Origin of the sequence: Terriglobus roseus DSM 18391 (assembly GCF_000265425.1) — a bacterium.
Taxonomy (GTDB): Bacteria; Acidobacteriota; Terriglobia; order Terriglobales; family Acidobacteriaceae; genus Terriglobus; species Terriglobus roseus.
In genome coordinates this window covers 5,170,235-5,182,414 of record NC_018014.1, presented here as the reverse complement: position 1 = coordinate 5,182,414, position 12,180 = coordinate 5,170,235, and the positions used below count along the sequence as shown (strand labels likewise).

The following is a 12,180-nucleotide window of genomic DNA, read 5'->3' as shown; positions in this document are numbered from 1 at the left end:
TCGAGCGTGTGGAGAAGACGTCGCCGCTGGGGCTGCTGCCGGGCATCGCCCTGCTGGCTGCAGTTGGGTACGCGGGCAAGTTCATTGAGCAGTCGATTACAGGCTTCGGGAAGTCGCATGCGGCTTTTCTGAAGGCACATCATCTGGCCCTGCCGAACATCGAGTATGTGCTGTGGGCGATCCTGATCGGCATGTTGATCACGAACACCGTGGGTTTGCCGCGCATCTTCCGTGCGGGCGTTGCGACTTACGAGTTCTGGCTGAAGGCCGGCATTATTCTGCTTGGCGCTCGCTTCATTCTTGGCGACATTCTCAAGCTGGGTTCGGTGTCGCTGGCACTGGTCTGTATTGAACTGGTGCTGGCACTGACTTTCATGACTTACCTGGGGCGCGGCTTCAAGCTGCCGCCCAAGCTGGTGACGCTGCTCGCGGTGGGATCGTCGGTGTGCGGTGTCTCCGCGATCATTGCAACGCAGGGTGCGATTGAGGCGGATGAAGAGGATTCGTCCGTTGCGATTGCGGCTATTCTTGCGCTGGGTGCTTTGTCGTTATTCCTGTTTCCGCTGGTGGGTCACACGTTGCACATGTCTGATCAAGCCTATGGTGTTTGGACTGGGCTTGCCGTTGACAATACTGCCGAGACGGCAGCGGCGGGTGCGTTGTTCAGTGAGACCGCGGGTAAGTTTGCCGTGCTGGTGAAGACCTGTCGCAATGCCATGATTGGCTTTGTGGTGCTTGGTTACGCGATCTACTGGGCGTCGCGCGGTGAGGCTGCCGTGATCGGCAACAAGGCCTCGTTTCTCTGGAAGAAGTTTCCGAAGTTTGTGTTGGGCTTCCTGCTGATTTCGACGCTTGCGACGTTTGGTGTCTTCGACAAGGCTCAGCTTACTGCGCTGGGCAATCTTTCGCGCTGGGCGTTCCTGCTTACGTTCGCCGGTGTGGGTCTTCGTACGAGTTTCAAGGATCTTGCGAAGCAGGGGCTGAAGCCGTTTGCAGTTGGAGCGATTGGGGAAGTGGTGATTGCGATGATCACGCTTGGATTGGTGCTGGGCGCGGACCGGTGGTTGCACCTGTAACGTCGCCGGTGCGATGCTTCTAGTGTGTTGCCGGGCGTGAGTTGATGAGCGTGCGGTGATGACGCATGAGCAGGATGAGGCCGCGCCGCAGATAGATGGCAAGCACCGGAGCGATGATTGCGGCGATGATGGCCCACACGATCAGCGCGTGCCACTGCCACTGCCAGATCTCACGCACCATGCGCAGGGGATGATGGCTGAGGTGCTTGATCTGTTCGCCGCTCAAAGGCAGCCGCCGGGTGTGAAACAAGAACACTCCGAGTTGCACGAATGGCAGGAACAGAACGACATGCAACGGTGCGACGAGATGTGTGCCGATCTGTGATGCGACCTGATTCAAACCAAAGACCCATGCGAGAAGAATCACGACGAGCGTTGTGAGTCCCACCGATGGGTTGATGCCAACCGCCATACCGAGTGCGAGGCTCCATGCCATGCGTCGCGGTGTCACGCCACCCCGCAGCAGGCAGAGCAGAGGTCGCAGAATCCTGTAACGAAAGAACTCACGGATCGATTCGCGCACCAGCATGTTGATTAGGACGCAAAACTATTGCGGATGGTGGGAAGGCCCAGTCGTTCCCGACTTACAAAATCGACGCGATGCGTGAACGGCGAATCGGATTCGTGTTGACAATACCACTGAACCCCTTTGGTTACTGATATTTGGGGTTGGGCGGATAACGACGTGCCGTGCACAACCTGATGCCCTCTAAGTGGCGTCCCGATGAATTTTTGGGCAACCACTGGGCCGAGTATGCGGTCTATCTATACATCGCTTGCTCGTAAGTCAGCAGCTGATCGTACATAACTGGTGAGTTACCGAACGCAGCAACTTACCGTACAACTCCTTCTACCGTCGCGCGGCGAACCCATAGCCGAGCAGACGTGCGCCCTGGAGTATGCCCTTTGCCGAGCGACATCTTATGTCGCCTTACGACGGCAGGGTGATGATTAACCCCCAAAACGACGGCGCCATGCGGTAGCGCCCTCGGAACCAGTCGACGCACGGACACGGGCCTTTGGCTCGAACGATAGTCTGCGCCCGATGAATCACCGCATACATTCTGGAGGTCACGATGTTGTCTACCCTTAAGCGCTCCCTTCCCCTGCTGGCACTACTGGCAGTTGCTGCAAAGATGCCCGCACAGTTCTACAAGTACCTGCCGGAACATGGCGGAAGCATCTCCGTGGGCGCCACGGGTAACTTCGTGAAACCACTTACAACAAATCCGAGCCCTTATACGTTTAACTCGGTCGTCAATGGCGTTACGCTGACGAACACGGTGACGAACCAGGAGCAGTACATCACTTCCTCGGTGGGCTTCCTGACCTCGGTGCAGTTCCATCCCGTGTCGTGGGCTGGTGTTGAAGTGAACTACGGATACCAGCACTACTCCGAGCGCTTCAACTACAACATCACGGGCCGTGCAGCGACGCAGGTTGCAAGCATTCCGACCACGACGCATGAAGCAACGGCTGCTTACCAGTTCCACCCGAAGCACATCCCGTTCCAGCCCTTTGTGAACATCGGTGGCGGCGCGATCGACTTTGTGCCGACGGCCGGTGGACAGAACCAGTGGCGCGGAGCAGGACTGGTCGAGACGGGCTTCGAGATTGCGATGCCGAACACCGGCCGCAAGCTTGCCCTTCGTCTTCAGGGCCGCGGACTGTTCTACCGTGCGCCAAACTTCAACAATGCCGCACTCAGCACGCGTAGCTGGCGTGTGAATGCGGAGCCAAGCGCGAGCTTCGTTTACCGCTTCTAACAAAGTCTGCTTTTCAGAGACGCGCCGCCTTCGGGTGGCGCGTTTTCTTTGCCCGGAAGAAAACAGAAAAGCGCGGATCGGCGCGTGTATGGCAGACTCCCTGTATCCCTGCCTGTGCTTCTAAGTAAGACATGTCGATCAACTTGAAACCCCTCTCCGAGCAAGTCATCGTTATCACCGGCGCCTCCAGCGGTATTGGACTTGCCACTGCAAAAGAGGCGGCGGCGCAGGGCGCTACGCTCGTCCTGGCTTCGCGCAACGAGGAGGCTTTGAAGTCCATCGTGCGCAACCTGGAGTCAAAGGGGGCGCGGGCGATCTATGTGGTGACGGATGTCAGCCGGCGGCAGGATTTGGAGCGGCTGGCAGCAAAGGCGATCAAGACGTTCGGCGGCTTCGACACGTGGGTCAACAATGCGGGTCAGGGCCTGTGGGGCAAGCTGGAAGAGGTCTCGGATGAAGACCATCGTCAACTGTTCGATACCAACTTCTGGAGCGTTGTGCACGGATCAACGATTGCGTTGAAGACGCTGAAGAAGCGCGGCGGTGCACTGATTAATCTGGGCAGTATCGCGTCGGACGTTGCGCTGCCGGTACAGGGGATGTACTCGACGACGAAGCATGCGATCAAGGGGTACACTTCTGCGTTGCGACGCGAGCTTGCGGATGAAGGTGCGCCGGTGTCTGTGACGCTGATCCAGCCTGCGGCCATTGCGACTCCGTTCGCGGAGCATGCGAAGAACTACACCGGCGTGAAGCCAAAACTGCCCTCACCGTTGTATTCCGCGGAGTCAGTTGCGCAAGGGATTCTGTCGGCGGCGGAGACGCCGCGCCGCACGGTGCACATTGGTGGAGCGGGTAAGTTAATGACGCTGGTGGAGGAGTTTGCTCCAACGCTTTATGACCTGACCGCGACGATGTTCAAGAACATGCAGCTGGAGGATGAACCCAACCAGCAGGCGGGCGCGCTGTACGAGGCAGGCGAAGACGGTAGGACGAGCGGATGGCAGGGTAAGGGCCGCACCAGCACGTATACCGCGGCACGGACGCATCCGGGAGTTGCTGCCGCGATCGTCGGTGGCGTAGGGCTTGCGCTTTGTCTTGCGCTTCTGCGAAAGAAATAAGATGGCAACCTGCGAGATCCGCACTGAGTTGGTCCCGGCGAACGGCCAGACGTTCGAGGTGCTGACGTGTGGCAGTGGGGATACGCTGGCCCTGTGCCTGCATGGCTTTCCGGAGGTCGCGCTGAGCTGGCGCGACAACATGCCAACGCTGGCTGCTTTGGGGTATCGCGTGTGGGCGCCCAATCAGCGTGGGTATGGGGCATCGTCGCGGCCAACGCAGGTGCAGGATTATGCGATCGAGCACCTGATGGCGGATGTTGCGGGCCTGATCGATGCTTCCGGCGCAAAGCGCGTGGTGCTGCTGGGGCATGACTGGGGTGCGATCGTGGCGTGGTGTTTTGCGGTGCGGCGTATTCGTCCGCTGGAGGCTCTGGTGATCATCAATGTGCCGCACCCGGCGCGCTTTGCGCAGAGTCTGCGGCGGCCGGGGCAGATGCTGCGGAGTTGGTATGCGATGCTCTTCCAGATTCCGTGGCTGCCGGAGCGGCTGCTTGGTCGCAATGGTGCGGCTGCGGTGCCGAAGTCGATGTTGCGGACGTCGACCGCGCCTGATGCTTTCCCTCGTGATTTGTTGGAAGCTACTCGTGCCAATGCCGCACAGCACGGCGCGCTGCGGGCGATGATCCATTGGTATCGAGCGTTGATCCGCGGTGGCGGGTTGCGACGCCAGATGAAGCTTGGATGGCCTTTGATTGAGGTGCCGACACTGATGCTGTGGGGCGAGGAAGACAAGTTTCTGGCGAAGTACACGACTTATGACACGGACCGTTATGTGCGCAATCTTCGTCTGCGTTACCTGCCCGGTGTGTCGCACTGGGTTCAGCAGGATGCTACGGAGCGATGCAACGAGGAGTTGCGGGAGTTCCTGAGGTCCGATACCTGAGTTGCGTGATCACTCACGCTGGAGTTCCTAGTGTGTTGCCGGAACGGAGTGAAGCAGCGTCTTGTGCTGGCGTAGGAACATCACAAGCATCCTGCGCAGGTAGAGTGCGAGCAGTGGCGTAACGACTGCTGCGACAACCGCCCAGATGATCAGTGCATGCCACTGCCACTGCCAGATCTCCTGCACCATGCGTAGCGGGTGATGGCTCAGGTGCTCAATCTGCTGCTTGCTGAATGGCATATGGCGGGTGCGGAAGAGGAAGACGCCCGCCTCAATGAAGGGCAGGAAGAGCAGCAGATGAAATGGCGCCACCACGTGTGTGCCGATCTGTGATGCCACCTGGTTAAGACCGAAGAGCCATGCCAGCAACACCACCAGCAGCGTTGTGATGCCGATCGATGGGTTGACCCCGATGACCATGCCAATGGCGAGACTCCACGCCATGCGGCGCGTCGAGATGCCGTCGCGCAAAAGGCACAAGAGCGGTCGCAGCAGTTTGCGGCGGCATATCTCTCGCATGGATTCGGGGATCAACATATGCGGTAGGACGCTGATTGTTGTGGGTTTGATTGTGTGGCCATGCTTCTTCGTGTCGGACGAAGGTTGTAGCCGCAGATTTTGGGATGCGCTAGGCGTCACGCATCGTGCGTCTAACGATCGCTTTTCGCCTAGTCGCTAGCGCTGATCGGAAAGTAACTCTTCAGAAACTCAATGGTGGCCGGATGGGTCAGTTTGCAAACGATATTCTGATTCGCGAAAACGCCCGGGAAGGTCTTAGCCTCACTCAGCCCGAAGGTTTTGATCCACTTGACCCTCACGACAAACTCGCACATCGAGGCGTCGCCAACGTCGTGCCCGAAATCTGTCGCACGCAGCGGACTCTCGAGGATCGGACGGCCAGCTACTGTGAACTGGTCGACCGGGACGGCAGTGTCCAGAACACTCCCGAAGCCAACGTACCCCGTCTTCTTTTGGTAAGAGAGGACAAGGTCGCCTGGTGCAAGTTTCTGTAGAGATCCCACGTACCTAGGACCCCCTCCCGCACTGATAAAGCCGTACTCACGCATGTCGTCCCAGTTACGATCCTTGCTCTCTCCAATATTCACGTAATTCAGTCCAGTCCAGGGCGCGGACGTCTTGCTCTCCGCACGCTGAACCACCTCTTCTTGATCTAGGAGCCACTCGATCGCAAGGAGATCTTGCCCCGCGTGGTTGAAGCTCGAGAAGAAAATCGCATTGATCGACAGTTGATGGACTTGGGCCAAATACTCAACAATCCGTCGAGACGAAGCATCAAACTCGGTCGCAACGACAATTAAAGAGTGAGTAGTGTTTAGCTTTTCTGGAAGGTCGGAATCGAAACGCTCCATAAAGGCCTGCGCTAAGGGTCTGCCGAGTTTAGTTATCGCAAGTTCGTGTACTTGTTTCGTGCTCAGTGCCGCGACCCATGAGCCGTAATCGAGCAACTGCGCTATGGTTTCGCGTGGAGTCTGATCTCTCTTGCACTCTACGACTACAAGGTTCCCTTCGGCGTCAAGCCCAAGAACGTCGATACGACCTCTGAAATCCGTGGAGATCTCGCGACCCAGGACCAATATATCCAGCCCCAGAACGCTAGGATCGTTGGCTATCCAGCGCTGTAGGTCGTCTTCCTTTTTCAGCTTGCTGTGAGGAAGATCCTTAAGTTCTCCATCCTCGATCGCATAAACCTGAATCATTCTCGGCTCACATTTTTAAAGTGTTGCGCTCTTGTCTGCGAGCAGTGTCTTGCAGCGAGCGATGAAGTCTGCGAGCGGGACGGAGCCTTCGTCGCCCTTGCCGCGGGTGCGGACGCTTACTGCGCTGGCTTCGGATTCCTTGTCGCCCATGATGAGGACGAAGGGAATCTTCTGCAGGGCGAGTTCGCGAATCTTGGCCTTCATCTGTTCGTTGCGAGCGTCGAGTTCCACGCGGAGGCCGATGGCTTCGAGTTCTGCCTTGACCTTCTTTGCGTATTCGGTGTGTTTCTCGCTGATGGGCACGAGGCCGATCTGGATGGGTGCGAGCCAGAGCGGGAAGGCGCCAGCGTAATGCTCGATGAGCACACCGAAGAAGCGTTCGACCGAGCCGAAGAGTGCGCGGTGCACCATGACGGGCTGATGCTTCTCGCCGTCCTCGCCGGTGTACTCAAGTTCGAAGCGCTTGGGCAGGTTGAAGTCGAACTGCACGGTGCTGAGTTGCCAGAGGCGGCCGAGCACGTCGACGAGTTTGACGTCGATCTTGGGGCCGTAGAAGGCGGCTTCGCCGGGGATTTCCTTGTAGGGAATGCCCTTGCGGCCGAGTGCTGTCTTGAGGCCGTTGACGGCTAGTTCCCAGTCTTCAGGCGCGCCGACGTAGCTCTTGGCGTCGTTCTTGTCCCAGGTGGAGAGCTCGACCTTGAACTCGGTGAAGCCGAACTTGTGAAGGACTTCTTCGGCGAACTCGACGCATGCGACGACTTCGTCTTCGATCTGCTGCGGTGTGCAGAAGATGTGTGCGTCGTCCTGCGTGAAGCCGCGGACGCGCAGAAGGCCGTGCATGGTGCCGCTGCGTTCGTAACGGTAGACGTTGCCCAGTTCGGCGTAACGCACGGGCAGGTCGCGATAGCTCTTGGGGCTGTTCTTGTAGATGAGGATGTGGCCCGGGCAGTTCATGGGCTTGAGCCGGTACTCGGCGTCGTCAAGCTCCATGGGCGCGTACATATTGTCGCCGTAGAAGCCTTCGTGGCCGCTGATCTTCCAGAGTTCGCGACGCATGACGTGCGGCGTTACGACGAGGTCGTAGCCGCGGCGCAGGCACTCTTCGCGCATCCAGTCTTCCATGGTCTTGCGGATGATGGCGCCCTTGGGATGCCAGAAGATGAGGCCCGAGCCTGCGAGTTCCTGAATGCTGAATAGGTCGAGCTGCTTGCCGAGGACGCGGTGGTCGCGTGCCTTGATCTCTTCGAGGTGCTTGAAGTGTGCGTCGAGTTCCTTCTGCGTGTAGAAGGCGGTGCCGTAGATGCGCTGGAGCTGCGGGTTTTTCTCGTCGCCGAGCCAGTATGCGCCGGCGATGCTCATGACCTTGAAGGCCTTGACGCGGCCGGTGGAGGGCACGTGGGGTCCGCGGCAGAAGTCGACGAATTCGCCGTTGCGATAGAAGCTGACGTTGTCGCCGGGCTTGGTGAACTTCGAGATGAAGTGCATCTTCATGAAGTCGCCCTGCTGTTCGTAGCCGGTGAGCGCTTCTTCGTGCGAGATGTATTCGTGACGGAAGGGCTCGTTGCGCGCGACGACTTCCGCCATCTTGATTTCGATGGCGGCGAGATCCTCGGGCGTGAAGGGCTTCTCGCGCAGGATGTCGTAGAAGAAACCGCTGTCGGTCGCGGGGCCGTGGCCGAGTTTGACGTCGGGGTATAGCTCCGTGATGGCGGTCGCCATGACGTGTGCGGCGGAGTGGCGGACGACGCGCAGGGATTCGGGATCCTGCTCCTTGAGGAGCCAGAGGTGGACGTCTTCGTTGAGCGGCTCGGCGAGGTCGACGATGCGCTCGGCGGATGCGGCCTCGGCGTACATGCTCTCTTCGGTCTGGGCGCCGCGATGGGCGTCGTCGGTCTGCTCCTCGGCGCCGTCGGTCGTATTGCCGGCCGCGGTGCGAATGCGGGCGACGACGACTGCGTCGGCGAGCCGGGGGGAGATGCTGTGCGCAATGGCGAAGGGCGTGGTGCCGCGCGGCACTTCACGCACGCTGCCATCGGGAAGGGTTACTTTGATCGGGTCGTTCACGAGATCGCTCACAGGTAACAGGATACTGCGATGGCTGTGTGCGCATCACGGAATCCGCAAGACGGGGCCTACCCGGCCGGTGTATGCTGCGGAGCCATGACGACTCGCCGTGATCTTTGCCTCTCTCTGCCCGCCCTTGCGCTGTTTGCGGAAACGCTTGGCGGCAATGCTTTTGCCCAGGCTGCTCCTGCTGCTGCTGCGGAGGCGAAGCCCGATCCCGCGAAGATTGCGCTCGGAACGGCGACGTTCGCGCACAATACGATCTTTCGCGGGGACCAGTTGCCGATCAAGACGAGTGCGACGGGCAGTTCGCAGGCGGTGACGCAGGGCGTTCTTCCGACGGGCGAGGGCGTGGAGATGCACAACACGGTGCTGCTGCCCGGCATGGCGCCGCATCCGCCGCACCAGCACATGCATTCGGAGTGGCTTTTTCTGCGCGAGGGTGATGTGGAGTGGGTCGTGGACGGCAAGCCGCAGCCCGCACATGCCGGCGATGTGCTGTATGCCGCCAGCATGCAGATGCATGGCCTCCGCAATGTTGGGACGGTTCCGGCAAAGTACTTTGTGATGGCCGTTGGCCCGAATCTGAAGGGGTAGACAGCAGTAAGGTGACTTTCGTTACCTGTTTTTCGGTTCCGAACCGGTGCAGGTACTGCCCGCTAAGGTTGTAGCCACGTGAGACAGGCGTGGAATGGGACGGACGAATGGGCGGGGCTATGTTGAATTCCAGGCAGCCCTGCACCACTTTCCCCCAGGCTGCACTCAGGATTTCCGGAGTGCGTGAACGTGTCCATCGAATGTCGTCCGTCTAACGTTTGTAGCGATGTTCGCTGCGAGGTCTGTGGCCAGGGTTTTCTGCTGTACGGGGACCGGCACAGTTCCGAGGAGCGACGATCGGTGCGTGCGATCGTGCAGCGGATGCTGCGGGAGCAGCACGGCGATTGCGAGCATCCTGCAATGGGTTTCGTCGTGGACTGGACGCCGATGGCTGTGGAGACCTGCTAAGCCAGTTTTGCGGACGGAGCGGCACCCGGCGTTTTGGGGCGGCATCTGCCCGGCAACCGAATGGGTAAGAATGGGCGCACAACCGCGTCGAGTGACTTGAGGAACAAATGAATATCCCTTGCCTCCCAACGGAGACCAGCTTTGACGTGCAGTGTCCTGTGTGCGGCTGCGGTTTTCTTCTACTGACCGAGCCGACGTTGCTGATGCTGCGCGGCACACTGCGCCGTATGGCACGTCAATCTCTGGCAGCGCAGCATGAAGGACCCTCGCAGGCCGGTGGCCATGTGCATCCGCAAGAGGTGTTCGACCTGCAGGGCTGGGACGGGGAGCCCGGCCAGGGTGCGGGCAGTTGGGACGGGGAACCGAACTTGCGGTTTCGGTTCGAATGCTAGTTTCCGCCGTTTCGGGATTCTCACATTTGTAACGAATCCTTCGACCTCGAAGGATCATCCGATGCCTGTAGTTTCAAACTCCAGGAGTTTCCCATGGCATCATTGCTCAAGATCGACGTCAGCCCGCGCGGCGACGCTTCCTATTCGCGCCAGCTTGGCGAGACGTTTCTCGCCAGCTTCCAGGCGGCGCACCCCGGCAGCACGGTGGTCACGCGCGACCTGGCGAAGAACCAGCCCACCTTTGTGGATGTGCAGTGGATTGGTGGCGCGTTCACCCCGCCCGATCAGCTGACCGAGGAGCATAAGGCTGCTCTGAAGCTTTCCGACGACATCATTGCAGAGGTGAAGGCGGCCGATCACATCCTGATCACGACGCCGATGTACAACTTCCAGGTTCCGGCCGTGCTGAAGGCGTGGATCGATCACCTGGTTCGTGTTGGCGTGACCGTGAACTACACGGCGAATGGCCCTGAGGGCCAGCTTCACGGCAAGAAGGTGACGGTTATCGTTGCCAGCGCAGGCGAGTATCCGGCGGGTACGCCCGGCGCGGCATACGACATGCTGACGCCCTACCTGAAGCACATCTTCGGCTTTATTGGACTCACGGATGTGACGTTTCTGGGTGCAGGCGGTGCAAGCGGTATCCAGTACGGCAAGATCAGCGAAGAGGACTGGAAGAAGCCTTACGTCGAGAAGGCTACGGAACTTGCCAAGGCCTAAATTGGGCTTGAGGTGTAGAAAACCGTTGACTGATCGTGGTGACGGGCCTTGAATACAAGCAACGAACCCGGAGCGGTGTGCAAGCCGCCCCGGGGCTTCAAGGGTTATTCCTTGAGGTAGTGCGTGAGAATGAGTAACAGCAACCCGAGTAGTGACAGAGCGATTTTCTCTGACACGGCCATCGAGATGCGGATACCCGGTTCTTTGGGCATAACCACCTCCTGCAGTTGAAGTGTGCCTTCGGGGATCCGACTCCCCGAAGGCGATTCGCTTTTCAGGGCGAATGTCGCGTGTGCTTCGGGTGCCCGAAAAGCTGCCGTTCTGCAGGTGGCTTGGAAAGTATGCGGCAGCGCTGCGTTACACATGGAGAAAAGGGACGGCATGAGCCGTCCCTTTTCCGTTGTGGAACTGGCGTCAGTTCTAGGGGCGAGCAGCCCAGGCCATGCCGTCGGGTTCGCCACCTGCGTCGATACGGCCGACCACGGTGAGTGTCTTCAGGTCGATGACGGCGACGTAGTTGTCGGGGGTGCAGGCGACGAAGGCACGGGCGCCCGTGGGCTCCATCTGGATGCCCGCGGCACCGTGACCGATCGGCAGGCGCTTCACCTCGGCATGCGTCTTTGCGTCCAACACGATCAGATCCGGGGACCTCAAGAGGGAGACGAGGACATGTGTGCCATCCGGCGTGAACTTCAGCCGATTGGCGCTGCTGCCGTTGATGGACAGCGTGGCGGTGACCTTCTTTGTTGCGCGATCGATGATGGAGACGGTCCCGTCCTGTGCGTTTGCCACCCACAGTTCGCGGCCGTCGGGCGACAGGTCAAAGCCTTCTGCACCGCGACCTACGGAAACAAGGGTTGCGGTCCAGTCGGTGTGATCGCGTGCCAGCACCTGCTGAAAGAAGGAGACCGTTGCCGAATTGATGTTGATGGTGATGAATTCCTTGCCATCGGGCGCCACCCAGAGCATGTGGGTTCGGTCCTGGCCGGTGCCCATCAGGAAGTCCACCTTACCCGTGGCTGGATCCACGCTGCCGAAGGCCTTTGATCCCTCTGCGGAGAACCATGGTTTGCCCTGAGAGAAGGCCAGCCCATGCGCGCCTCGCAGCGGTGCAATGTCGATTGACGGCAATGCCTTCGCGTTCACAAGGTCGATCACGGCGAGCGTGTGCAGCGACCATCCGCCACCGTAGTTTGAGACCCACGCGATGCGTCCGTCGGCGGAGGCGATCACCTCGTGCGGATCGTCGCCTACGGGCGCCTTCGAGACGACTTTCAGAGTCTTCGGGTCAATTACGGCCAGTGTGTGGTCGTGTTTGGAGAGCACCAGGAGCGACCCCGTCTGGGCAGGAGCAGCGGTGGCAGAGAGAGCTAGCGCGGCAAGCAGCGTCATTGCGGTCTTCATAGGCAGAAGGCTACGCCGCATCTTCGCTGTT

12 protein-coding genes are annotated in these 12,180 nt (G+C 59.6%); 7 read left to right on the top strand and 5 right to left on the bottom strand.

Annotated features, from left to right (window positions below):
- The first annotated feature begins 8 nt into the window (after positions 1–8).
- Positions 9–1,076 (top strand): YeiH family protein, encoded by a 1,068-nt coding sequence (locus TERRO_RS21450; protein ID WP_245536167.1) that lies wholly within the window; start codon positions 9–11, stop codon positions 1,074–1,076.
- A 19-nt stretch (positions 1,077–1,095) separates the two neighbouring features.
- Here the strand turns inward: TERRO_RS21450 and TERRO_RS21445 are convergent, their stop codons facing one another.
- Positions 1,096–1,605, bottom strand: coding sequence for a DUF2062 domain-containing protein (locus TERRO_RS21445; protein WP_014787816.1), 510 nt, complete (start codon positions 1,603–1,605; stop codon positions 1,096–1,098).
- A gap of 547 nt (positions 1,606–2,152) precedes the next feature.
- On the opposite strand from TERRO_RS21445, the gene TERRO_RS21440 reads away from it, so the two are divergent.
- The 3 genes from TERRO_RS21440 (at position 2,153) to TERRO_RS21430 (ending at position 4,846) form a co-directional block, all read left to right on the top strand.
- Positions 2,153–2,842, top strand: a complete 690-nt coding sequence (locus TERRO_RS21440) for a hypothetical protein (protein ID WP_014787815.1) — start codon at positions 2,153–2,155, stop codon at positions 2,840–2,842.
- A 131-nt stretch (positions 2,843–2,973) separates the two neighbouring features.
- Entirely contained in the window at positions 2,974–3,963 is a 990-nt protein-coding gene (locus tag TERRO_RS21435; protein WP_014787814.1) for an SDR family oxidoreductase, read from the top strand.
- Between the two features lies 1 nt (position 3,964).
- Positions 3,965–4,846 (top strand): alpha/beta fold hydrolase, encoded by an 882-nt coding sequence (locus tag TERRO_RS21430; protein ID WP_014787813.1) that lies wholly within the window; start codon positions 3,965–3,967, stop codon positions 4,844–4,846.
- A gap of 27 nt (positions 4,847–4,873) precedes the next feature.
- On the opposite strand, the gene TERRO_RS21425 is transcribed toward TERRO_RS21430, so the two are convergent.
- The 3 genes from TERRO_RS21425 to thrS form a co-directional block, all read right to left on the bottom strand.
- A complete protein-coding gene (locus TERRO_RS21425; protein WP_014787812.1) occupies positions 4,874–5,383 on the bottom strand; it encodes a DUF2062 domain-containing protein in 510 nt (169 codons plus the stop codon).
- 131 nt (positions 5,384–5,514) lie between these two features.
- On the bottom strand, positions 5,515–6,564 hold the full coding sequence (locus TERRO_RS21420; protein WP_014787811.1) for a PDDEXK family nuclease: 1,050 nt from the start codon (positions 6,562–6,564) through the stop codon (positions 5,515–5,517).
- Between the two features lie 15 nt (positions 6,565–6,579).
- Complete coding sequence (gene thrS, locus TERRO_RS21415; RefSeq protein WP_425358496.1) at positions 6,580–8,640, bottom strand: threonine--tRNA ligase; 2,061 nt, start codon at positions 8,638–8,640, stop codon at positions 6,580–6,582.
- A gap of 84 nt (positions 8,641–8,724) precedes the next feature.
- On the opposite strand from thrS, the gene TERRO_RS21410 reads away from it, so the two are divergent.
- The 3 genes from TERRO_RS21410 to TERRO_RS21395 all read left to right on the top strand — a co-directional run bounded on the left by TERRO_RS21410 (position 8,725) and on the right by TERRO_RS21395 (position 10,745).
- Positions 8,725–9,225 carry a cupin domain-containing protein gene (locus TERRO_RS21410; protein WP_041592772.1) on the top strand — a complete coding sequence of 167 codons (501 nt, stop codon included), beginning with the start codon at positions 8,725–8,727 and terminating at the stop codon, positions 9,223–9,225.
- 515 nt (positions 9,226–9,740) lie between these two features.
- Complete coding sequence (locus TERRO_RS21400) at positions 9,741–10,025, top strand: hypothetical protein (protein WP_014787808.1); 285 nt, start codon at positions 9,741–9,743, stop codon at positions 10,023–10,025.
- Positions 10,026–10,118: 93 nt separating this feature from the next.
- Positions 10,119–10,745 carry an FMN-dependent NADH-azoreductase gene (locus tag TERRO_RS21395; protein WP_014787807.1) on the top strand — a complete coding sequence of 209 codons (627 nt, stop codon included), beginning with the start codon at positions 10,119–10,121 and terminating at the stop codon, positions 10,743–10,745.
- Between the two features lie 420 nt (positions 10,746–11,165).
- On the opposite strand, the gene TERRO_RS21385 is transcribed toward TERRO_RS21395, so the two are convergent.
- A complete protein-coding gene (locus TERRO_RS21385) occupies positions 11,166–12,149 on the bottom strand; it encodes a cytochrome D1 domain-containing protein (RefSeq protein ID WP_014787805.1) in 984 nt (327 codons plus the stop codon).
- Between the last annotated feature and the right edge of the window lie 31 nt (positions 12,150–12,180).